Origin of the sequence: Streptomyces sp. YGL11-2 (assembly GCF_050054615.1) — a bacterium.
GTDB lineage: Bacteria > Actinomycetota > Actinomycetes > Streptomycetales > Streptomycetaceae > Streptomyces.
The window spans coordinates 6,069-28,036 of the sequence record NZ_JBNHIN010000060.1; the positions used below are offsets into that span (position 1 = coordinate 6,069).

The following is a 21,968-nucleotide window of genomic DNA, read 5'->3' on the forward strand; positions in this document are numbered from 1 at the left end:
CAACGGGGCGCGCCTCGGCCGTACTTGCCCTGGTCGCGGCCGTGGGCTAGGAGCCCTGTCCCTCCATGGACGCGACCAGGCTGGCCGGTCGCATGTCCGTCCAGGTGGACTCGACGAATTCCAGGCACTCCTGGCGCGACCCCTCCGGCCGCGCGACCTGCCATCCGCCCGGCACCTCTGTGGTGGCGGGCCAGAGCGAGTACTGACGCTCCTCATTGACCAGAACGATGAATCGGGCAAACTCATCGTCAAAAACGTTGGCCATAGCTTCCCCCTACTCCTTCCCTCCTGCTGACCGGCAAACCGGGAGATGATCGGGATCGCACCGCATCCCGCCCCCACCTACGCGCTACGGCATTGACCGATATTCCGTACGGAAATCGGGCGAGCGTGAGTACGGTACACCACAAAACCTTCACACCCGACCAGTTCGCCGAACTGGCCCACCCATGTGATCACACACCACAGCGGGAGCAACGGCCCGCTTCCCCCTAAGCGGCCGACCACTCGCCCTTTCCGCCCGGCGTCACCGACCTGCCGATTCACGAAGAAGAAACACCAAGGCTTTGCCTGTGACACACGCATGACGCCCTACGGTGAGCGAAATTCAGCCACACCATGGCCGATTCCGCGCATACCGACAACGCACCTCGGACGCCGCGACATGTATTGCGGCTCACGGCGCACCGAAGCTCCATCACCACCCCCATCCCGCGGAACGAACTTCAATACGCCCCCGATGCGCCCTTGCGGAATTACTGACGAGAACGCTACTGCCGCCACCACGACAGACCTGACCCGTCGCTTCGTACGTCGTTCGTCGACGGCGCCCACGCCGGGCGGATGCCGGGCCGTGCACCGGCCGTCGTGCATCGGCGGGAAAGTCTCCGGACCGCCGTGGGCGTGCTGGTCGCCTGCCGACGATGCGCCGGAGCCGCACCTCGAAGGCGCAGCCTGGGGAACCGCCACCTTGGCGGAGCACAGGATCTCAGCCGCGTCGCCGAGGCTCACCGCCTGACTGGATGAGCGGACCTCGTACCACGCTCCGGACCTGCGACACGCGCACCGGCAGCAGTCACTTCGTGCCGAGGATCCCATGGGCCGCAACGGCCGGTCCGATCCGACGGCGGATGGGCGTTCCGCGTTCCGGGCGCGTTCAACTCCCGGCCAGGCACACCGCGCACTCTCAGGAATGAGAGATTCCGATCGGTGACACCGCTGTGGCCGGGCACGCCCGGCACTGTACGGAGGGCCCCATGGCCGGAATGGCAACCACCACCGACCGCCGTCGATTCCTCCTCAGCACAGGCGCCGCCGTCGCAGCGGCCGGCGCCTCCTACGCACTCGCGGGCCAGCGCGGCAGCAGTACGCTCCCGGTCGCCCGCCCGGCACCGGCCGACACCGGCGCGGTACCCGCCCGCCTTACCGTGAGGCGGGCCGCACCATACGGCGCCACCACGCTCCAGACCACCGCACGGCTCACCGGCAGCGGAGGCTACCGGCGCCTCGGCTCCGGACCCGGATGGCCCCTGGTCGTGCGGGGCGAACTCGCCGCCGCCCGGAGCGGGCGCGAGGACCGGCGGGCCGCGCTGGCGTGCTTCGTGCAGATCACCGACCTGCATGTGGCCGATGTCCAGAGCCCGTTGCGGACCGAGTTCCTGCGCGCCGGATCGCCCGGATCGTGGCGTGGCCAGGAGGCGCTGTCGGTCGCGGGCGCGGTCTCGCTGGTCGAGCAGGTCAATACGATCGGCGGCGGACCCCACACCAGTCTGCCCCCGGCCTTCGTGATGTCCACCGGCGACAACATCGACAACCACTCGATGGTGGAGCTGGAATGGTTCCTGACGCTGATGAGCGGCGGCCGGATCACCCCCAACACCGGCGACCCGGCCGCATACGAGGGAGTACAGAACTGCGGCCTCCCGCTGTACTGGCACCCCGACTCCGACCTGCGCGACCAGGACAAACTACGTGGAATGCCGCGGATCCCCGGATTCCTGGAGGCCGCGATACGCCCCGTCACCAGCCCGGGCCTGCACATCCCCTGGTACTCGACGCCCGGCAACCACGACGACCTGCCGGGCGGATGCCTGGCTCCCCAGGACCCCTTCCTGAGCGACTACATCACCGGGGCGCGCAAGCTCTTCTCCGTACCGGACTCCGACGTGGCCGCCTTCGCCGAGGTGCTGGAATCCGGCGACGACCCCAAGAGCACCGTCCTGAAGGAGATCCTGCACCACAACGCCCGCCGGACCCGGACCGTCACCGCCGACCCGCGCCGGCGCCTGGCCACCCCGCATGACTACGTCAGTGCGCACCTCGACCCGGCCTACGCGGGAGCGGGCCCGGTCGGGCACGGGTACACCGAGAATCACCTGGACGGTGAGCGGATGTACTACACCTTCCGTATCGCGGACGGCGTCCTCGGCATCAGCATCGACACCACCTACCGCAGCGGCCACTACGAGGGATCGCTCGGGACCGAGCAACTGGGCTGGCTGGAACGCACCCTGGCCGCCCACAGTGCGCGCCACTACGACACCGACGGGCGCCTGGTGCGCAACACCACCGCCGACGACGCGCACATCCTCGTCTTCAGTCACCACCACAGCCCGAGCATGACCCGGCGTCCCGACGCGGCCCGCGCCGACGAAATCCGGCACGACGGTGCGGAGGTGATCGCCCTGCTGAGCCGGTTTCCCAACGTGGTCGCGTGGATCAACGGACACAGTCACGTCAACCGCATCACACCGCACGCCCACCCGACACCGGCCCGCTCCTTCTGGGAGGTCAACACCGCCTCCCACGTGGACTACCCGCAGCACGCGCGGCTCCTCGAACTCGTCGACAACCAGGACGGCACGCTGTCGCTGTTCACCACGCTGGTGGAGTCCGCCGCCCCGCACCGGGCGGACTTCGACGACCTCTCCGCGGTCGGCCTCGCCTCCCTCTACCGTGAACTGGCCTACAACGCCCCCGGACTCGCCGCCAGGACGGGCAGCGGCGCCGATGAGGAGATGGCGGGTACGGCGGCGGACCGCAACACCGAACTCGTGGTCCGCCGGGGGTAGCAGCGCCGCCACTGCCCCGCAGGATGAACGTCTCGATGGGCGGCGGCCCCTCGGGGAGCACACCACGTCCCCTGAAAACCGTGTCCTCTGTGGTGAGGCGAATCAGGACTGGGTTCGCCGGCCGGGCCGGTCGAGCGCGCGGAGAGTCCGCGGCGACCGATTCGACGACAGCGTGGTGCGGTCGGTGAGCCGTTGGACAGCACCGAGGAGTCGACAGCCGGAGCCTCACCCAGTGGCCACACGGCTCACACGGCTGTCAAGCCACGGTGGCGTTCCCACGGTGGGAGACCACGAGGCGCGCCCCTCGCGCCGGACCGTGGGTGACCTGGCGGGGGCGTGGGGTCTCCGGGCGGGGGCGATCGGGACGCAGGTCGTAGCGGGTGAGTACCTCCCGCAGCACGATGGTCGCCTCCAGCAAGGCGAAACCGGCGCCCGGGCATCGGCGTGCTCCGCCCCCGAAGGGGATCCAGGCCGGTGACGGAGGCCGGCCGTCCAGGAACCGTTCCGGGCAGAACGCCTCTGGTTGCTCGTGGTGCGTGGGATCGAGATGTACCAGGCCGATGGCGGGCATGACCGTTGTGCCCGCGGGGAGCCGGTGGCCTGCGATGGTGAGCGGCTCGGTGAGGCACCGGGCCACCTGGTAGATCACCGGCCTGCGGCGCAGTGTCTCCTGAAAGATCGCCGTCAGGTAGGCATCGTCGCCTTCGTCGGCTGCCCGTTGTGCCCTGCGCAGGTGCTCGGGGCTGCGGCTGAGTTCGTGCAGCGCCCACGCCAACCCGGTCGCGGTGGTCTCGTGCCCGGCGAGGAGCAGCGTGACGAGTTGGTCGCGCAGCTCCGCGTCCCCGAAGTCACCAGCGTCCGCCTTCTGTCCCGCCTGCACCAGATGGGACAGCACGTCGCCCTGGTCGTCTGCCGCCACCCGTCGGTGGGCCACTTGGGCGTCGATCAAGTCGTCCAGGCTTCGCCGGACGGAAAGGTACCGGCGCCAGGGACGCATCTGTCGCAGTCTTGGATGGGACAGTCCGAGCAGGGTGATCTGGCCGATGTTGGTGAGGCTGCGCATCAGTGGCCGCAACTGGGCCAGTCGTGCCTGTGCGGTCACCCCGAGAATCAGCTGACCGATGACCTCCAGCGTGAGTTCCCGCATGCGATGGTGGGCACAGAACACCTCTCCCACCGGCCACCGCTCGATCTCCGCCACCGCCACGGTCCGCATCATGTCCTCGTATGTGCGCAATGCCGGACTGCTGAAGGCGGGGAGCAGCAGCCGCCGCAACCTGCGGTGTTCGTCCTCGTCGGTGAGCAATACCGAGTGATCGCCCATGATGGGTCTGAGGACCGCGTTGCCCGCACCCGCGTGCAGTACGTCGACCGCCCCGCCGAAGACCTCGTCGACGGCTTCCTGCCGGGCCAGGACCACGACGTTGTGCCGGATCGGCGCCGCCAGGGAGAGCGAGAACACCTCGCCGTAGGTACGCCGCAGTCGAGGAAACCAGCGATCCCGGTACCGCGCGAAGAGCAGGGTCTGCACCATGGCGGGCAGTCGCGGTCCGGGCGGCTGGGCCGGCGTGGGAACCGGGCCGTTCGCAGGCCGGCGCGAGAAGCCGACAGACCGGAACGTGGTTTTCCTCCGCATGGCGACCCCGGATCTCGCGCAACGATGCTCCCTTCCGAATCTAGGCTTCCCCGGCCCGCTTTCCGGTTCACCACGCCTGCGGGTGCCTCCCAAGGCAAGGCTCCGACACGTGAGCGGAAACGAAGTGCGCGCAGCCTCCGTCGGCTGACACGCTGTGGACACCTCCGAGGACGCCCTGGCCCGGGCAGCCGCCGCGATCGACCTCGGCGTCCAGGAGCGCCTCGTCCTCCACCACCAGAAGGCCGAGGACTTCGTCTCCGCAGAGCCGTTCGACGTGGTGCTCAGCTTCGGAGCCACGCATGCCTTCGGTGGCCTGCTCCCCACCCTCGCCACGGCTCGCAGTCACCTGGCTCCCGGCGGCCGTGTCCTTCTCGGTGAGGGATTCTGGGATCGCCCCCCGTCGCAGGAGGCCATCGAGATGCTCGGGAACTTCACCGACCTGGCGACCACCGTGGAACGCGTCGTCGCCGACGGATGGACTCCTGTCGATGGGCACGTCAGCACGCGTCGCGAGCTGGACGACTACGAGTGGGCCTGCTGGGGTTCGCTGGCTGCCTGGGCCCTGGACCACCCAGCCGATCCGGACAGCTCGCACGTGCTCCGGACAGCCGCCACCCGTCGCTCGGAATGGCTGCGCGTCTACCGGGACACCTGGGGCTTCCTCTCCCTCGTCCTGCGCCAGACGCCCGACCGTGCCTGAACCAGCCCTCCTGCCCGAACCGATCCAGGCAAGCCCTGCTGTGCCGTACGGAGAGCGGGGCGGTCCGGCCGGTCGTGCATGGCCACAGTGGTACTCAGGCTGTGCGCAGTGGCTGAACCTGTTCTGGTCCTCCCTGGCGATCTTCGACTCCCTGGCAGCCGCGCTTCTGATCTGCGGCAACCGCGCTGGAGCAGCTATGACCTGCGGCATCATGGCCACCGACCTGGCCGCCAACTGGTACGCGGCCTACGGCATTCGGCACACCACCCTCTCGATCCAGCCGGCCCTCCAAAGACTCGCCGCCTTCGCCCTCCTTGTGTCTCTCACCGGGCCCTTCGTGCGCTCCTCCCTCCGCCGCATCAGCATCTGAACCACCACCTACGGGCCTGAGTGCCGCTGCCGACCGGACCCACAGGGCTCACTTCCCTCACCTGAGCGCCATGCCCAGTGGAGCCATGGCGCGACAAGGTCTTCGCCCGCTACCGCGGAACAGGGCGGGTACGGTCCGCTACACGTAGCGGTGGCACAGCCGGGAACGGCCACGGACGCCGCGCGGGCCGTGGTCCGCAACCTCGCAGCGGGTACAGGACCAACTCGCCACCGGTATCCGCCGCATGCAGGTCATCAGGCGAGATCGCCCCCGAACTGCACCCCGACCGTGAGGCCGCGGCCCTCCGCCAGATCCCAAGTCGGCGTGATGATCCTCCTGTTGACGGGCGGCATGGAGAACGTGAAGGCCACCCTCGACCAGAGCATCGCACACCCACAACGGCCGACCCGTCGGAATCCCGTCGAGCGAACCGGCGCCACAGGACACCGCCCCAACACCCCTTGTTGCCAGGGCCTGTCCGATGGGTCCCGTCGGAAATGCCTTACACTGGCCCGTAGCTGATCGTGAGTCGAGGAGACCAGACATGGTGGTGGACGACGACATCTCCGGGTGATACCCGGACCCGACAGGCCACCGGCCGGTGCGCGGAAGCGCCGCCGTCGTGGCTTCGTTGTCGTCCCTCTTTCCCCTGTCTGCCACCGAGGCAGAAGTGTCATCCCTGCCTCCCTCCTCACGAGGTCACCTCCATGTCCGGCGTTTCCGTCGTCTGCTCGAACCTGTCCTTCACCTGGCCCGACGACACCCCCGTCTTCCAGGACCTGTCCTTCACCCTCGGCTCCGGCCGCACCGGTCTCGTCGCACCCAACGGCACCGGCAAGAGCACGCTGCTCAAGCTCGTCGCCGGTGACCTGCGGCCCGGCGCCGGATCGATCTCCGCGGCCGGCACCCTCGGCTACCTCCCGCAGAGCCTCCCCCTGACCGGCGATCTCACCGTCGCCGAGGTGCTGGGCGTCGTCGCGGTCATCCGGGCCATCGACGCCGTGGAATCCGGAGACGTCGACGAGAAGCACTTCACCACCATCGGCGACGACTGGGACATCGAAGAACGCACCCGCGCCCAGCTGGACCGCCTCGGCCTGGCCGACCTCGCCCTGCACCGCACTCTGAGCACCCTCAGCGGCGGCCAGGTCATGTCCCTCGGTCTCGCCGCCCAACTGCTGAAGCAACCCGACGTACTGCTGCTCGACGAGCCCACCAACAACCTCGACCTCGACGCCCGGCACAAGCTCTACGACGTGCTGGCGAACTTCAACGGCTGCCTACTCCTGGTCAGCCACGACCGCGCCCTGCTCGACCGCATGGAACGCATCGCCGAACTCGACCGGGGCGAACTCCGCCTCCACGGCGGGAACTTCACCGAGTACGAGGAGGCCGTCCGGGTCGAGCAGGAAGTCGCCGAGAAGAACGTCCGCAGCGCCGAACAGGAACTGAAGCGCGAGAAGCGGGAGATGCAACTGGCCCGCGAACGCGCCGAACGCCGGCAGAGCAACGCCGCCCGCAACCTGAAGAACGCCGGCCTGCCCCGCATCTTCGCCGGCAACATGAAACGCGGCGCGCAGGAGTCCGCCGGGCGGGCCGGCCAGATGCACGCCAACCGGGTTGGCGAAGCGAAGGCCCGGCTCGACGAGGCCGGTCGCACACTGCGGGAGGAGCAGCACATCGCCCTGGACCTGCCCGACACCAACGTGCCCGCCGGACGCAACCTGTTCCTCGGCGAACGGCTCCGCGTCCGACTCGGCGACAAGGACGTGTTCACCGGTCACGGTGTCGACCTCACGATCCGGGGCCCGGAACGCATCGCTCTGACCGGCCCCAACGGCGCCGGAAAGAGCACCCTGCTGCGTCTGCTCAACGGCGACCTGGTCCCGGAAGGCGGCGAGATCAAGCGGGCCGACGGGCGCATCGCCTACCTCTCGCAGCGCCTCGACCTTCTGGACCCGGACCGTACGGTCGCCGAGAACTTCGCCGAGTACGCCCCGGAGCGGCCGGAAGCCGAGCGGATGAACCTGCTCGCCCGGTTCCTCTTCCGGGGTGCCCGCGCCCATCTGCCCGCCGGGTTGCTCTCCGGCGGCGAGCGGCTGCGCGCCACCCTGGCCTGCGTACTGTGCGCGGAGCCGGCCCCGCACCTCCTGCTCCTGGACGAGCCGACGAACAACCTCGACCTGGTCAGCGCGGGCCAGTTGGAGAGCGCTCTGAACTCCTATCAGGGAGCCTTCATGGTGGTCAGCCACGACCAGCGGTTCCTCCGCGGGATCCGCGTGAACCGGTGGCTGCGACTGACCGACGGCGAGCTGACGGAGACGGGAGCCCCTGAGGTGTGAGCCGACGTCCCGACCTGGCCCGCGTCCGGGGCGCTTGTGGCGTGAGCTCCCGGTCGTGGGCCGGTCGGGGTGTCCTTGAGCCACTCGACTCATGGACTTGGCGCGGCTAAGTTGGCGGCGCAGATCCCCGCTGACCAGTCCTGGAGCAGTGCATGTCCTCGTTGGATGAGTTGCAGACCTTGCTGGGCGAGCCCGTCGGCCGGCAACCGAGCCCGGACGACTGGAACGAAGTCGAGCAGTACGTAGGTTCCGCTTTGCCCAGCGACTTCAAGGCATTTCTCCATGCCTACGGCAGTGGGGCCATCTCCGGTGAACTCGTTGTCTTCCACCCGCGTGGATCAAGCCCGTTGCTGGAGCGCATGCGCAGGACGCACCAGACGTTCGCTGAGCGTCAGGACAAGGCCCTGAGCTCTGGGGATTCCGTGCAGGTCCGGTACTCCTTCCACCCCGAACCCGGTGGGCTGATTTCGTGGGGGTACGACCACAGTGGTGACGAGCACTTCTTCCTCCCCTGCGACCCTGACCCGGACCGCTGGAAGGTCGTCACGATGGTCCATGAAGGGGGCTGCGAGACCTTCAACGGCCCGTTCTCGGCCTTCGCCCTCGCGTTCGTGCGGCGGCTGCTCGACGTGGACCGGTACCACGGCATCGAACCAGAAGCCCTTGAGTACCTGGAGCCGGAAGACCTTGAGGAACTGGTCGCCACCGGAGAGATCGGCCCCGTCCAGCCGAGCTTCGAGCCGTTCTGAACGGAGCGGCCCCGAACGAACGACTTCCTGGACAGCACCTGGCGCTTCAAGCGACGAACTTCGTCAACTGGAGCGCTCAGTTACAGCAGTTGGCCTGACAAGCGGACGAAGCAGCTGGTAGATGGGTTCTCGGCCAAGAAGTCCGTCTCCACCAGAGGCTTCGTGTGCTTGCCTATCCGTGCTTGCCCATCCGTCCGGGCTGGACGTGTCACCTCTGCCCTTCGTTTCCTCGCCGCCCAGCCGAGAGAACGCCGGCACCACCACCGCCTACCGCCACATCACCGAGGCCGTCACCAGGACTCAGGGGCTGCGGGTATCGGATCGACAAAGTCGGAGCCTGACACCAAGATCCAATTGCCCGCCGAATTAGTCACGTTGGGGGCACCCGACTCCACCCAGGGCAGCGGGGTGGAGCCGCCGATCGCCCTCCTGCCGATGCCACCGTCGCTCTGCTCAGGACTGTCGTCCGGGCTCCGATGCGCAGCCACCGGCTTCCCGGCTCGCATCCGACGAGCGGGCATGCCCGACCTCCGCAGCAGTACAGGACGCCTTCATCCCGAGATGTGACGGTGGTGCGCCTCGAATCAGTAATGCCTGTCGAGGGCTTCGACGAGACCGCGGAGCTCACGCGCACGCCGTCGGGACATCGCGAGCATGACTGCTTCGAGGTACTGGCGAGCTTGCCAGGGGTCACCACAGCAGGCCCATTCCGTGCAGGCGGCGTTCTCGTACTCCCACAGGCGTCGATTCGGCTGGTGAACGAAGCTCCGCCAGTGAACCACGGCCGACCCGACCGCGCCCGGCCACAGGTACTGTTTCTGGCGTTCTATCCGTCGCACTTCGGCAAGTGCCGCTGAGGACAGACCGCGGACGGTCGTGATCTCGTCTTGCGTCCGGGGCCGGCGTGGAAGCTCGGCACGGACGCGGCCAGGCCGTCTACGCGGCATCGGCCCTTCTGATAGTGATCATGCAGGTCACCTTCTCACGAGCGGCCGCTGCTCGGCCAGGAAATGCGCCGTCAGCGCGCACGTGACCCACGCGCCCCTCTCGTGAACCCTCCTTGCCGCTACGGGACTTGGGGACGGGGCAGCTCCGCTGGCCGCCCCATGGGAGAGGGTGGCGTCCCACCCCCGGCACAGCGCCCAGGGCGAATTACGTGGCGGGGCTGCAGGAGGCGCATTCTCAGAAGTGGCTCAGATCATCTCGCGTCCGGCCTATGTTTTGTACCCTCGGGTTGCCGACCTTTCGAGCGAAGGAGCATCCCATGAAGGCCAGCCTTGGTCGCATAACGTCCCGCATCGCGTCGTTCCTGCTGCATGGACGTCGCCCCCGGCTCGACCACCCCGACTCGCACCGCAACGCCCGGGGCGATCAGTACGAGGGCCTCATCAACCATTACCGCCCCTCCCCTCCCCCAGTCAGCGGGTCCGGAATTCAGGGGCCCTTCTGACCACGCACCCGTCCGTGGCTGCGCCGCCCAGCCCCAGTAGGTGCTGTGTGCAATCCGAAGCCCCCTGAACCGGGCACTCATCACGATGGTGACCGGGCACCTGCCCCGCGAAAGCCCGCAGACCAGCCAGTGGACGAGAGGAACTCCCCCGTGATCAGAAGCAGTTACACCACCTGGCCGGCAGATGACGGACCAGTCGGGGCGACGACGGCTCAACTCTGAGAAAGTGCTCCCCCGAGTCGAGTGCATCAGCAATCATGAAGCATGCGCCCGGATGACTGGCACCTCACCGAAGACGTCGACGACTTCCTCGCCCGGGCCGGAGGCTTCCTGCGCTCGCGCCCCGCCCTGCACACCACACCGCTGACGGTGATCGAGAAAATGCGAACATGCCGGGCGGACGCATACGGCGCCGAAGCCACCCTATTCGGCCAACTGGAGTCCGGGGACGAGGTCTGCGCCATCTTCTACCGCCCTCCGTCCCACCGCCTGACCCTCACGCCCCTCTCTCCCGAGCAGGCCAGCTCCCTCGCCGCCCACCTGGCCGACCTCGGCCACCGCCTCTCCGGCGTCACGGCGGACCACGACACCGCCACCGCTTTCGTCGAGACATGGCAGCGGCACACAGGCGCAGCGTCGGTACCCAGCTGGCGGGGCCGTCTTCACCGTCTCGGCACGCTCACCCCACCGGAGCCGCGCCCAGGTGGCCGGGGTCGAATCGTGGACCCTCAGGACCATGAGCAACTCATCGGGTGGTGCGGTGAGTTCGTCGCCACCGTCGGAGAGGCCCCCTCCATAGACGCCGGCTCCTGGGCCGACTCGCGCTTCGCCGACAAACACTTCACGTTCTGGGAGACCCCGGACGGCACTCCCGCCTCCATGGCGGGCTCGACTTCGATGGTCGGCGGCATGATCCGGGTGGACCCCGTCTACACCCCGGCCCACCTCCGGGGACGCGGCTACGCCGGCGCCGTGACGGTCGAGGTCAGCAGGGCCGCGCTGACCGCAGGCGCGACGGACGTGGTCCTGTTCACCGACCCGGCCAACCCCACCAGCAACGCCCTCTATCAACGCATCGGATACGTCCCGGTTACCGACTTCACCGGATACGGCTTCTCCTACGACGCACCAGAAGCGGGTGAGGAAGAAGACCGACACGCAACGCGCCTGCCATCGGGACGCTGATCCGCCAACACACCGCGCTCTCGCAAGGAGGCGGAGAGGACGACCACCAATGTGCCTCTCTCAACGGACCGAACCAGAAGCCCGCGACGATCCCCGGGCGGACCACCGCGCGAGGGTGCGGCCGGGGAGGCGGCCCACCAGTTCAGTTGTCGACGTACTTGCGCAACACCGCCTGGTAGTCGGCGAATTCCGGCTCGGTGTGGAGCTTGTCGGTGCCCCTCTTGAGGTAGACCATTCCCGGGCAGTTGGGCTTCCCGCTGCCGCGCAGTTGCTCACTCCCGACCTTTTTGCCCGTCCTGGCCTCGTACACGGTCATGTCGTACACGCCGCGGTACAGCTTGATGGTGTCCGTGGTGAACTTGCAGTCGGTCAGGTACTCCCCCTCATCGGGAGAGTCCAGGCAGGCGATGAGCTGGACCCGGTGCGGGTCGAGGCTGTTGCCGCTCCAGTAGTCCGGCGAGCCGGAGGTCGGGAAGACCTGGCTGGGCGAACCGGACTCGCTGATGCTGAACATCGCGATCGGGTGCGGGCTCGCGCCGGTGTGGTCGGCCGCCTGCGGGAAGTACTTGCGAGCCATGCCGTCGCCGCACCCCGTCTCGAAGTCGGAGACGCGGCTCAGCGCTTTGTCGTTGGCCTTCGGCTCGAACATCACCCAGTAGACGCCGTAGCCGACCGCCACCACCATGACCAGCGCGGTCACCCGAAGGAACAGCGTTTGCCGCCGGCGCTGTTGCGGCTGCACGGCCTGGGCGGACGCCGTGCCGGCCCTGCCTCTGTTCGCCACGAGGTAGCCGAAGTAGACGACCGGGGCGGCCGCAACCAGGACGAACACGACACCCACCAGTGGATTGCCGCCGTTGAATGCGACCGCCGCGAAAACCACCGCGATGCCGATGAGCAACACCATCAGCTTGGCCATGAATACACCTTTCCCTGGAGACCAAGACAGCAGGCCATAACCGGCGACGGCAAGCGGTTCACGTCGGCGTTTCGGCACCGGGCCGATACCGAGTCGGTGCCAAGGCCGTGACCGGCACTCAACAACCGACACCGGGCGGCCCGGCCCGACCGACCACCGACCGACGCTCCGGCCGACCGGTTGCGCCAGCGCTCCGGCCTGGCCCTGCCCGCTACCGCCTGCCGTCGTGAACCGACCGGCTCAGCGAGGCTGTTGACCATTTGCTCGGCCCGTCGCGGCAGTGTCCGGCTGCCCTTCCATCGAAGCCGACGCGGCACCCTGCTCGCGGGCAGCCCTCCGCCTGCGTGCGGCCATGCTCAAAGCACCCACCAAGGCAAGCAGCCCACCGGTGATGACCCCGGAAACCAGCTTGTGCAACAGATCATCCATCGGGACCCCGTTCACTCACTCCATGCGCGCATCCACGGGCGCATGTCAACGACGTGGATGCGCGACTGACTGTTGTCATGTCGCTTCGCCACTGTCGTGGAAGGCGTTGAAATACCGATGAAGTCACGATGAAGCGCGAACCGGGGGCTTCCGGACGGACACGGGCTCCCCGGCGGCTTCGGCTCGGGGCGGTACGGACCTGGGGCGTGGTGTGAGCCGCAGGGGGTACCCATCGTCGTCGTAGGAGTTCTGTTGGAACAAGGCCAGGGCGAGCGTGAAGTAGACCATGAACCCGGCCGGCAGGGCGCCGGACTTCTTGTCGCGAACCCGCATTTCTCCAGCACTTCGGCGACGAGCTCCGGGCTCACCCATCGGGTCACCACCCCCAGCCGCACGTGATCAGATAACCCCACCCACGGATGCATGCCGGGTCCAACGAACGCGGCCCTCGGAGGTCACCGTGAAATGCTTGCCACGCTCAAGCAACGGCATTGGCCGGGCACATCGAAGTGGAACAAGATCGAGCATCGGCTCTTCTCGCACATCACCATGAACTGGCGCGGCCGCCCGCTGACCAGCCACGAAGTCATCGTCCAGTCCATCGCCGCGACCACCACCCGCACCGGACTGCGCGTCATGGCCGAGCTGGACACCAACACCTACCCCACCGGAGTCCAGATCTGCGACGCGGAGATGGCGGCCCTGCCAATGACCCGACACCCCTTCCACGGCGACTGGAACTATGCCGTGCACCCCCAGCCGTGCCCCGCCATCCCCGCACCCTGGGCTCCGCAGAAGCCGGCTCCGGAGTGGGACCATGCTCTACTGTCCGATCCCTCCCTGACCGGCATGTCCCGGCAGCAACTGAGCGATCTCACAGGCACTTTGGCCGTCGATGGCGACGCCAAGCGCGGACGCCGGCCCCGACTCACCTTCCCCGACCAGGTCCTGGCGACCGTCCTTCACCTGCGGGTCGCCCTGGCCGCGGAACCCCTCGCCGTGCTGTTCGGCAGCAGTCGCACCGCCATGCACCGCACCCTGCTGAAGATCAGGACACTGCTCAAGGCGCACAGCATCGTTATCTCGCCGGCAGCCACCCCACCCTCCGCCCTCCAGGCTCGGGTGCGAGCCCTGAGTGGCGACCCGAGCAGCATGATCAAGACAACGTGTTAATGATCTGCAAGCCCTAAGGGTTATCCCGTAAACGATCTTCGTGTTGAGGCAGGGCGCGTTGGTCCCGGTTAGGCTCACCTCGACGGGGCCGGGGGGAACTTGAGGTTTTGGTGCGCGCCCGTTGCGTAGGCTCGCTACGTGCAGTGGCATCTGGTACTCGGATTCATGGCCGCGGTCATTCCCTTGACATTGATCCCAGGCACGAGCTTCACGCTGGTCACGCAGCAGGTGATCGCGGGTTCGCGATCCGACGGTGTGCGCGCCGCATTTGGTTCGGTGTGCGGGCTCTTGGTTCATGCGGCGTTTGCCGCGGTTGGCCTGTCTGCCCTCGTGATGTCGTCAGCTCGGGCGCTGACTATGGTGAAGCTCCTGGGCGGCATCTATCTCGTCTGGCTGGGCATGACCACATGGCGTTCGACTCGTCGAGGCACGGAACCCACGACACGCAGGCGCTGGCGCTTGCCGTGGGCTCAACTCGGGGGCTTTGGGCAGGGGCTGTGCTCCAACGTCCTCAACCCGAAGGCTGCATCGGTCTATCTCACCCTGGTGCCGCAGTTCCTGAGCTCCAGTCGCTCCATCGCGCCGCAAATCGCCACGCTTGCGATCGCACATGCATCCGTCGTGCTGGTGTGGCTTCTGTTCTGGACATTCGTGATCGCCTCCGCGCGCACGGCGATCGATACGCCTCGATTTCGGCGGTGGATGAGTCGCCTGGCAGGAGCCGTGCTGGTGGCCTTTGGGGTTCGAACAGCGGTGGCGAGCTGAGCCCGCGCGCCTTGCCATCACCGGGTGAGTGAGCCGCCTACCGGTCGGACATCTGCACCCTCACCTGATTGAAGATCAATTACGGGACATCCCTTAATCCCTTAGACGACACGCCGATGCCTCCAACGCCGTCATTTCTCATGACCAAAACGCGAGCCAGTTGATCGCCATCGCTGCCCAAACTCATGGACAAACGCTGTCGCTACAAGTGAGCAGAGCCACGCAGGGTTATGACAGTGGCCGCGCAGAGTCCGTGTCGGCAGGTGCTTGCAGCGTGGGGACCATCCGCCGGCGCCGCCGGACTGCCACACGATGAAGGAAGCCCCGCACGGGAACCCTTCCAGCGGCGGGTGAATGATCTTCCTGTTTAAGGAAGGGCCTGTGGAGCGGCTAGCCGGGGCGTTACGGTCACAGGCGTCGGATGAGGAGCGAGCGAGGGGACAGCGGATGCTGGCGGAGGGGTTGACCGCACTGGCCGCGGTGGGGGGCACGGCGGTGGTGCAGGCTGCGGGAACCAGTGCCTGGCAGGGGCTGCGGCAGGTGGTCGTCGGGTGGTTCGGTCGTGAGGACGAGGAGCGCGTGGGCATCGAGCTGGACCGGAGTGCGCATGCACTGGCCACCGCCGATGAGGCCGAGGCGGAGGTCGTGCGGCGTGCCGTACAGGCCGCGTGGCAGGCGCGTTTCGAGGCGGCCCTCGCCGGGCTCGCTGAGCACGAGCGGAGGTCGGCCGCCGAGGCTTTGCGCGCCCTGCTCGATGCGCATGTGCCCGCCCGTGCCGATGCGGTGTCCGCGACCGGTGACGGGCTGGCGGTCAGCGGGGATGTCGAGATCCGGGCCGACCATGGTTCCGTGGCCGCCCTGCGCATGGGGGATGTCTCGCTGGGAAACCCTCCGCAGCCGGGCCCGCCCCAGGACTGAGCGCGCCCGGCGCCACTCCAGCCCCGCCTGTCGCCGCCGGGACCGCGATCACCGCCTCTGGGGGCGGCCTCGCGGTCGGGTATACCGACCAGGTCAACTACTACGTCCTGGCTCCGGGGCACGGCGATGTCGCCCCCGGGCACGATGCGCTGCTGGCTTCCTACCTGCGTGCCGCCGCGCTCACGGCCGGCCAGCACCCCTACCCCGGCCTTGCCGAGGGCCCCGGCCCGTTCCCGCTCTCCGAGGTCTACGTGCGCCAGCTTGCCGAGGACCAGGGGGCCGTGGACCAGGGGGCTGACGCCCGGGACCGGGACGATTCCGACGCGCGTGTGCCGAGCGACATGACGGGCGACGTACCAAGCGCGGTCAGCGAACGGGTGCCCGCCGAGGCCGTTTTCACCGGGACCGACCGCATCCGGGTGCTCCTGGCCACTGCAGGCGGCGGCAAATCCGTACTGCTGCGCCAACACCTGTCCGCCGGGGCCGCCCGCCGACTGGCGGACCGGGCCCACGATCCGCTGCATCCGGCCGTCCCGGTCCTGATCCGCGCGACCGTCCTTGCCGCCGAACCCCTCCTGTCCCGTGCCCTCGAAGTCGCTGTCATCGAGGAACTCGGCCCGTACGGGCTCCTCGACGCGCCGACCGCGGACTTCTTTACCCGGCCGCCGTCCCCCGGCACACCCTGGCTGGTCATGGTCGACGGCCTGGACGAGGTCCCCGACCGTGCCACCCGCGTCGCCCTTCTGGAGCGGCTCGCCCGGGAGGGCGGCCGGGAGCCGTCGACCTACCGGTTCGTCGTCGCGACCCGCCCCCTGCCCGACGGTGAGCTCGCCCGGCTGGGGCCCGGTGTTGGCCGCTTCGAACTCCAGCCCTTCACCCCGGCCGACCTGGGCACCTACGCCCAACGGTGTTTCCGCGACCTGCCGAACCGCGACAGACACGTCCAGGTCTTCACGGCGGGACTGCGGACATCGGGCCTGCACGAGCTGGCCCGCACCCCGCTGATGGCTTCCATGCTGTGTCCGCTGTATGCGGCCGACCCGACCCGGCCCCTACCCGAGGGCCGCACCGGGGCCTACCGGTCCTTCGTCGAGTTGCTCTACGAACAGAACACCCACAAGAGCGTCGGGGCCACCCACACCGAGGCGATCCGCGTCCTCACCGACCGGCACCAGATCCCCCGCGACCAGCAGGCAGCTGAGCAGGCCGCGCGCGTGGTGCGGGACGAACTGCCGGACCTCATAGATCACGTGGCGCACGAACGGATGAATGGGAACACCGCCCCGGTCGTCGCGATCCTCGCCACCCATCTGCACGTCCGGCGCCCGGACAAGGTCAGGCCGCCGCTCTGGAATGCGTTCCTGGGCGATCTCCTGCGGCCCACCGGCCTCCTGGCCGAGCAGGCGGGAGACTTCCACTTCCTCCACCACACCCTGCTCGAATACCACGCCGCCCGGCACGCCACCCGCAACGTCCAGGCCCGCGCCGAGTTGCTCACGCGGCTGTTCCCCCGTCGGCCCATCTCCGCTAGGGACGACGCGGCCCCATCCTCCGTACCCCCGTCTTCCGTTCCTGCGCCTCCCGTGCGGCCGCTCGCCCTTGACCCGTCCTACCTGGGCTTCCTCCTCAACGGGCTCCTCGCCCCCGGGGACCGCGTCGCGGCCGATACCGAGCGGGCTCTGGACGAGCTGGCCGCGAGCAACGCGGTTGCTGTCGTGCGGCTACTGACCGACCAGATGCGGATGAGGACTGGTCTCCCCGCTGACCTGCTGGCCCGTCATTTCGCGGCCTTTTCACGTGACAAGGAGCTGGACGGCTACCGGATCGTGGCCGCGTGGTGCCTGGCCACATTGGCCGGACACCGGAACGAGGGCGCCGAGCTGCTCGCCGGGCTCGCCGACGACACCACCCTGACGTTCGAGAACCGCGTGCGGGCGGCCACGCAGCTGGCACGCATGAAGGACTACCGGGCCCGGGCCGCGAAGCTCCTCATCCGCATGGCGGGTGGCGGACCTCTCGGAGACCGCCTGAAGGCCGGGCAAGCCCTTGGCAGGCTGGCCGAGTACCGGGGCGAGGCCATCGCGATGTTCACCTCTCTCCTCAACCGCGCCCCCCTTCCCCACTACGGCGATTTCTACGAGCGCATGGATATGGCCACGGTCCTGGCCGGTTGGGGCAATGAGCGTGGCACCGAGCTGCTCCTGCACATAACCAACAACAACGCCCTGGACGTCCGCCGCCGTGCGAGGGCCGCCTTCGGCCTGGCTCAACTCGACGACGAACGCGTGGCCGAGCCGCTCTCGGCCATGACCGTGTACGACGACCCCGAGGACGACATCTACGGTCCCGTGCTGGCGGCCCGCGCCCTCGCCCAACTGTCCCGGCACCGCGAGGAGGGCGCCCGAGCCCTGGCCAGGATCGCCAGTGACCCCGATGCCTGGGACAGTCGCGCCCGCGTGGAGGCTGCCGAGTTCCTGGCCGATGTGGACGGCCACCACGGGGAGGCCCTCGCGCTGCTCACCCGCCTCGCCAAAGGCGGGACCACCAGCAGGCACGCCGCCAAGGCGCTCACCAAGCTCCGCAAGCACCGCCCGACCGCCTAAACTGCGGGCCGTGGCAACCGCTGGCAGGCTGTCGACGACCAGCACCGGGATCAGCGAACACACCACCTACCTCACGGCAACCGGCTGCCCGCCCGTCCAGGCGCGGCCGCCTCCACCGCGCGGGTCGGCCCGACGGTCGGATCATTCGGGAGTGCAGACCCGTGTCGCAACCACATCAGCCGTCCGAGCGCTGTGCGCCTGGCTGCTGACAAATCTCTGCGCCACACTGTCATCTACCCTGCGCACGACAGAGCGGCCTTGGTGCTCCCGTACTCTCGGCGGCCGGGCGGACCCGCCTCACGGACATCAGCCTGTACGGGATGGGGAACAAGAGCACGTCTGGGGAACGGCCCGAGCACGGGTGGGGAAATTCAGGGAGCAGGTGAAGTTGCCGGCCAGTGGACGGGCGGTCAACCGGCCGTGGTGTGCTCGGTCTCGGGTACCGGGGCCAGCCAGTGCACGGCGTTGTCGCGGAAGGAGGCATGAATCGGCACGAGGTCTGGGCCGCTGGTGTCGTCGAGAGCGGTGACGTTGATGCCAATCTCGGGGATGTCGCTGTCGATCGCCGCGAGGCGGCTGCCGCAGGTCGGGCAGAAGCCGCGTTTCGCCTCGCCTTCGAAGGTCTCGTACCAGGTTGGCTCGCCGCCCTCACCGGTCCAGGTGACGGTCTCGAATCCCACCCACCACATAAGGGAGGTACCGCCGAGTTTCTGGCAATGCCCGCAGGCACAGGTGTGGGCAAAAACTGCTGGTCCCCGAGTGGTGAAGCGGATGCGGCCGCACAGGCAGCCGCCGGTACATTCCCCGGCTGTTTCGACTTCCTGGGCGTCGGCGGAGGTGGCGTTCATCAAGTGATCTCCCGGGCGCGGTGGGCAAGTTGGGCCCATCAGTGTGCCATCGCTTCCATGATCGCCAGGACGCTGTTGGCGTGACGGCACCCGCTCCGGGGCCGGGCAGTCTTACTGTCCCCGGGCCTCGGTGAACGCCACCGCTAGCACGTCAAGGTCCCCGGTGCAGGCGATCACGTCCTCGTCGGTGGCGGGAGGATCGAAGCGGGCGAAGAAGTCGTCCAGGGCGTCGGGGGTGACAGTCAGTGCGTTGGCGTCCTCGCGTTCGTTGCGTCCGACCAGGCACAGCAGCAGCTCGTCTCGGTCGGCCGGGAGGTTTCGGGGAGCGAGTCGGCTCCCAATCGGCTCCCAGGGAGCCGTCCGCCGCGCTGCATCGTTGCGGGGGCAGCGCCGATCTCGTCCGCTCCGAGAGGGGCCACGTGTGGGTCGATCTGTCATCCGGTTAGGGAGCGCAGCATGTACCGGCACGGGGCCGCCCGGCTGCGGCTGCCACGGCGTCTGCGGCCGGGCCACGATCGACTTCTCCGAGGCCGGTCTCCTCCTCTGCGTGACCCAGGTGCCGTGCGGCGTGTCGGTGCCGGTAGCCGCGCATGGCTTCCTCGCGCCAGGCGGCGAAGGTGGCGTCGCACAGCTGGTCACGGAATCGGCCGATTCCCATCCAGCGCAGTACGGCTCCGGACCGGTCCAGGGGGAAGTAGGTCTCCCCGGGCCCGGTGGTGCCGGCCTCTGGTTCACCGGTTGGTTCAGGTGTCCATCCCAGGGCGGTGACCGTGTCCATGGAACGCAGGTTTCCGAAGATGCCCGGCATCTGACGGGCCTGCTGTCCCAGATTCAGGTGTTCCACCTGAACCGGCCCGGTGTCGTCGCTCGCCTCCAGGGACATGCTCAGGTCCCCGCCCAACTGCCCGGCACGCCCCAGTACGACCTTCTCCTGCATCAGCACCTTGCCGGTGCCGTGCAGCCGGATCCGGGTGCGACGGTGGGTGGCGATCTCGTCCGAGACCACGAACGGCTTGCCCGCCCAGGTCAGGACGGCTCCGTCGCCCACGGTGGCGTCGACCGCCCAGGACGACGGTGCCTCGCCTTCGTAGGCGACCGTGCCGGTCGACTCCACGACATCGAGCCAGGCGCCCGGAGCGACGTCCACCTCGATGCGGACGTCGTCGCCGGACAACAGCAGTGCCTGGGTGGCGAGCAGGCCCACCCTGACTCCGTCTGCGTCCTGGTCCATGACCCGCACCGTCAGGTGCCCAGTCGTGTGGTGGACGCGGCTGCGGCTCCCCGTAGGAGCGACGCTCAGGCGGGTCGGGAGGGTCACGCGCTCTGCCCTGCATTCGCTGGTGCGTGGTAGTGCGCGTGGTTGGGGCTGTCGGCGTGGGTGTGCGGGTGACCGCCCTCGCCGTCCTGGCCCGCGTGGAAATGCGGGGCCATGGGGCCGGGGTCGACGGGGGTGTGCTCGCCGGTGCGGTAGTGGGCGAGGGTGTCGCGGACCCAGCCGGTCAGCATCCGGATGGACGCTGCGTCGTGCCGGGACAGCGCGATCACCGGGGAGCCTTGGCGGGCTTCGCGGCCCTCGCGGGCCATGCGCTCGACGTCCACGCCCACGTATTGGCCCAGGTCGGTCTTGTTGATCACGAGCAGATCGGCGCGGGCGATGCCGGGGCCGCCTTTGCGTACGACGTCACCGCCGCCGGCGACGTCCAGGACGAACAGTTGGGCGTCGACCAGGGCCGGGGAGAAGGTCGCGGTGAGGTTGTCGCCGCCGGACTCGATGATGACCAGGTCCAGAGTGCCGAAGTCGGCCTCCAGGTCCTCGGCCGCCAGCAGGTTGGCGGTGACGTCGTCGCGGATCGCGGTGTGCGGGCAGGCGCCCGTCTCCACCGGGCGGATCCGTTCGGGGTCCAGCACCCCGGCGCTCTTGAGGAAGCGTGCGTCCTCGTCGGTGTAGATGTCGTTCGTGATGACACCCAGGCGCAGTTCGCCGGAGAGTGCCTGGCACAGTGTCGCGATCAGCGAGCTCTTGCCGGTGCCGACGGGACCGGCAACGCCCAGACGCATGGCCCGGGTGGGGGCGGTGGTGTTCTCAGGCACTGAAGAGTCTTTCTGTGGTGGTGTCGTGGGTCTCGGCCCAGCGCTCGATGAGAGGGGCGCCGTGGGCCGGGATCTGTTCGGGGGTGCACAGGTGGGCGACCTGAGCCGCCATCTCGTCGATGTCGGGCAGCAGGTCCTTCACCCACGCGGCGATGAGCAGCGGGTCCTGCGGCTCGAGTTTGAGCAGGGCCGCCGTCACGGTCTGGACGTCGTCGTACCCGACCAGGCGCGCCACGTCGGCGGGGTCCATCCCGGCCCGGTGGGCGAGCAGGCCCAGCACGACCGGGCGCGACCAGGTGCATGCGCGGGCGTCGAAGGGGCCGGGCCAGAGCGTCTGCAGGACGCGCAGATACCCGCGCCCCAGACGCCGCCCGTTGGCCCTGAGCGCCTGGCTGGGGGTCCGGGCGGCCCAGGCGGCCTCGACCTCGGCGAGGTCGCCGCCGCCCGCTGCCACGGCACGGGCAACGACGGCGGTCCCCGCCTCGACACGGATGACCGTACGGAGGCGGGCACGCAGGTAGTCGGGAACCTGGGCTGCTGTCGTGCCGGCACGCAGGGCCGGCTCCAGACCGNCGGGCAACGACGGCGGTCCCCGCCTCGACACGGATGACCGTACGGAGGCGGGCACGCAGGTAGTCGGGAACCTGGGCTGCTGTCGTGCCGGCACGCAGGGCCGGCTCCAGACCGGCGGACTGCGTGTGTCCCCCGGACGGGAGCCG

Annotated in this window: 16 protein-coding genes and 2 pseudogenes; 10 read left to right on the forward strand and 8 right to left on the reverse strand. The window is 68.7% G+C overall.

What is annotated here, in order from left to right:
- Nucleotides 1-46: 46 nt before the first annotated feature.
- Nucleotides 47-265 (reverse strand): MbtH family protein, encoded by a 219-nt coding sequence (locus ACO1BR_RS37700; RefSeq protein WP_426799626.1) that lies wholly within the window; start codon nucleotides 263-265, stop codon nucleotides 47-49.
- Nucleotides 266-1,256: 991 nt separating this feature from the next.
- Between ACO1BR_RS37700 and ACO1BR_RS37705 the strand changes: the two genes are divergently transcribed.
- Entirely contained in the window at nucleotides 1,257-3,071 is a 1,815-nt protein-coding gene (locus ACO1BR_RS37705; RefSeq protein WP_426799627.1) for a TIGR03767 family metallophosphoesterase, read from the forward strand.
- A 256-nt stretch (nucleotides 3,072-3,327) separates the two neighbouring features.
- Here ACO1BR_RS37705 and ACO1BR_RS37710 read toward each other — a convergent pair whose 3' ends face one another.
- Nucleotides 3,328-4,707, reverse strand: coding sequence for a cytochrome P450 (locus tag ACO1BR_RS37710; RefSeq protein ID WP_426799628.1), 1,380 nt, complete (start codon nucleotides 4,705-4,707; stop codon nucleotides 3,328-3,330).
- A 154-nt stretch (nucleotides 4,708-4,861) separates the two neighbouring features.
- Between ACO1BR_RS37710 and ACO1BR_RS37715 the strand changes: the two are divergent.
- From ACO1BR_RS37715 to ACO1BR_RS37735, 5 genes and pseudogenes are all read left to right on the forward strand, one after another.
- Nucleotides 4,862-5,407: pseudogene (locus ACO1BR_RS37715) on the forward strand (SAM-dependent methyltransferase); the annotation flags it as partial.
- A gap of 196 nt (nucleotides 5,408-5,603) precedes the next feature.
- Nucleotides 5,604-5,777, forward strand: coding sequence for a hypothetical protein (locus ACO1BR_RS37720; RefSeq protein ID WP_426799629.1), 174 nt, complete (start codon nucleotides 5,604-5,606; stop codon nucleotides 5,775-5,777).
- Between the two features lie 707 nt (nucleotides 5,778-6,484).
- Nucleotides 6,485-8,119 (forward strand): ribosomal protection-like ABC-F family protein, encoded by a 1,635-nt coding sequence (abc-f, locus tag ACO1BR_RS37725; protein WP_426799630.1) that lies wholly within the window; start codon nucleotides 6,485-6,487, stop codon nucleotides 8,117-8,119.
- Between the two features lie 152 nt (nucleotides 8,120-8,271).
- Entirely contained in the window at nucleotides 8,272-8,868 is a 597-nt protein-coding gene (locus tag ACO1BR_RS37730) for an SMI1/KNR4 family protein (RefSeq protein ID WP_426799631.1), read from the forward strand.
- Nucleotides 8,869-10,582: 1,714 nt separating this feature from the next.
- Nucleotides 10,583-11,503 carry a GNAT family N-acetyltransferase gene (locus tag ACO1BR_RS37735; RefSeq protein ID WP_426799632.1) on the forward strand — a complete coding sequence of 307 codons (921 nt, stop codon included), beginning with the start codon at nucleotides 10,583-10,585 and terminating at the stop codon, nucleotides 11,501-11,503.
- 142 nt (nucleotides 11,504-11,645) lie between these two features.
- Here ACO1BR_RS37735 and ACO1BR_RS37740 read toward each other — a convergent pair whose 3' ends face one another.
- Nucleotides 11,646-12,422 (reverse strand): hypothetical protein, encoded by a 777-nt coding sequence (locus ACO1BR_RS37740; protein WP_426799633.1) that lies wholly within the window; start codon nucleotides 12,420-12,422, stop codon nucleotides 11,646-11,648.
- 924 nt (nucleotides 12,423-13,346) lie between these two features.
- On the opposite strand from ACO1BR_RS37740, the pseudogene ACO1BR_RS37745 reads away from it, so the two are divergent.
- The 4 genes and pseudogenes from ACO1BR_RS37745 to ACO1BR_RS37760 form a co-directional block, all read left to right on the forward strand.
- A pseudogene (locus ACO1BR_RS37745) lies at nucleotides 13,347-14,024 on the forward strand (ISAzo13-like element transposase-related protein); the annotation flags it as partial.
- 138 nt (nucleotides 14,025-14,162) lie between these two features.
- Nucleotides 14,163-14,789, forward strand: a complete 627-nt coding sequence (locus ACO1BR_RS37750; RefSeq protein ID WP_426799634.1) for a LysE family translocator — start codon at nucleotides 14,163-14,165, stop codon at nucleotides 14,787-14,789.
- Between the two features lie 447 nt (nucleotides 14,790-15,236).
- Entirely contained in the window at nucleotides 15,237-15,707 is a 471-nt protein-coding gene (locus tag ACO1BR_RS37755; protein WP_426799635.1) for a hypothetical protein, read from the forward strand.
- 281 nt (nucleotides 15,708-15,988) lie between these two features.
- Nucleotides 15,989-18,310, forward strand: a complete 2,322-nt coding sequence (locus ACO1BR_RS37760) for an NACHT domain-containing protein (protein WP_426799636.1) — start codon at nucleotides 15,989-15,991, stop codon at nucleotides 18,308-18,310.
- A 410-nt stretch (nucleotides 18,311-18,720) separates the two neighbouring features.
- Here the strand turns inward: ACO1BR_RS37760 and ACO1BR_RS37765 are convergent, their stop codons facing one another.
- The 5 genes from ACO1BR_RS37765 to ACO1BR_RS37785 all read right to left on the reverse strand — a co-directional run bounded on the left by ACO1BR_RS37765 (nucleotide 18,721) and on the right by ACO1BR_RS37785 (nucleotide 21,916).
- Entirely contained in the window at nucleotides 18,721-19,158 is a 438-nt protein-coding gene (locus ACO1BR_RS37765) for a GFA family protein (protein ID WP_426799637.1), read from the reverse strand.
- A 111-nt stretch (nucleotides 19,159-19,269) separates the two neighbouring features.
- Complete coding sequence (locus ACO1BR_RS37770) at nucleotides 19,270-19,596, reverse strand: hypothetical protein (RefSeq protein WP_426799638.1); 327 nt, start codon at nucleotides 19,594-19,596, stop codon at nucleotides 19,270-19,272.
- 4 nt (nucleotides 19,597-19,600) lie between these two features.
- Entirely contained in the window at nucleotides 19,601-20,389 is a 789-nt protein-coding gene (locus ACO1BR_RS37775; RefSeq protein ID WP_426799639.1) for an urease accessory protein UreD, read from the reverse strand.
- Between the two features lie 83 nt (nucleotides 20,390-20,472).
- Nucleotides 20,473-21,216 (reverse strand): urease accessory protein UreG, encoded by a 744-nt coding sequence (ureG, locus tag ACO1BR_RS37780; protein WP_426799654.1) that lies wholly within the window; start codon nucleotides 21,214-21,216, stop codon nucleotides 20,473-20,475.
- A gap of 25 nt (nucleotides 21,217-21,241) precedes the next feature.
- Nucleotides 21,242-21,916, reverse strand: a complete 675-nt coding sequence (locus ACO1BR_RS37785; RefSeq protein WP_426799640.1) for an urease accessory protein UreF — start codon at nucleotides 21,914-21,916, stop codon at nucleotides 21,242-21,244.
- Nucleotides 21,917-21,968 lie beyond the last annotated feature (52 nt).

Coding starts and splice junctions, on each gene's coding strand:
- ureG (WP_426799654.1), bottom strand. CDS start 21,216: ATGCGTCTGGGCGTTGCCGGTCCCGTCGGCACCGGCAAGAGCTCGCTG.
- ACO1BR_RS37775 (WP_426799639.1), bottom strand. CDS start 20,389: ATGGACCAGGACGCAGACGGAGTCAGGGTGGGCCTGCTCGCCACCCAG.
- ACO1BR_RS37705 (WP_426799627.1), top strand. CDS start 1,257: ATGGCCGGAATGGCAACCACCACCGACCGCCGTCGATTCCTCCTCAGC.
- ACO1BR_RS37770 (WP_426799638.1), bottom strand. CDS start 19,596: ATGACAGATCGACCCACACGTGGCCCCTCTCGGAGCGGACGAGATCGG.
- ACO1BR_RS37710 (WP_426799628.1), bottom strand. CDS start 4,707: ATGCGGAGGAAAACCACGTTCCGGTCTGTCGGCTTCTCGCGCCGGCCT.
- ACO1BR_RS37740 (WP_426799633.1), bottom strand. CDS start 12,422: ATGGCCAAGCTGATGGTGTTGCTCATCGGCATCGCGGTGGTTTTCGCG.
- ACO1BR_RS37720 (WP_426799629.1), top strand. CDS start 5,604: ATGACCTGCGGCATCATGGCCACCGACCTGGCCGCCAACTGGTACGCG.
- ACO1BR_RS37700 (WP_426799626.1), bottom strand. CDS start 265: ATGGCCAACGTTTTTGACGATGAGTTTGCCCGATTCATCGTTCTGGTC.
- ACO1BR_RS37765 (WP_426799637.1), bottom strand. CDS start 19,158: ATGAACGCCACCTCCGCCGACGCCCAGGAAGTCGAAACAGCCGGGGAA.
- ACO1BR_RS37735 (WP_426799632.1), top strand. CDS start 10,583: ATGCGCCCGGATGACTGGCACCTCACCGAAGACGTCGACGACTTCCTC.
- abc-f (WP_426799630.1), top strand. CDS start 6,485: ATGTCCGGCGTTTCCGTCGTCTGCTCGAACCTGTCCTTCACCTGGCCC.
- ACO1BR_RS37755 (WP_426799635.1), top strand. CDS start 15,237: ATGCTGGCGGAGGGGTTGACCGCACTGGCCGCGGTGGGGGGCACGGCG.
- ACO1BR_RS37730 (WP_426799631.1), top strand. CDS start 8,272: ATGTCCTCGTTGGATGAGTTGCAGACCTTGCTGGGCGAGCCCGTCGGC.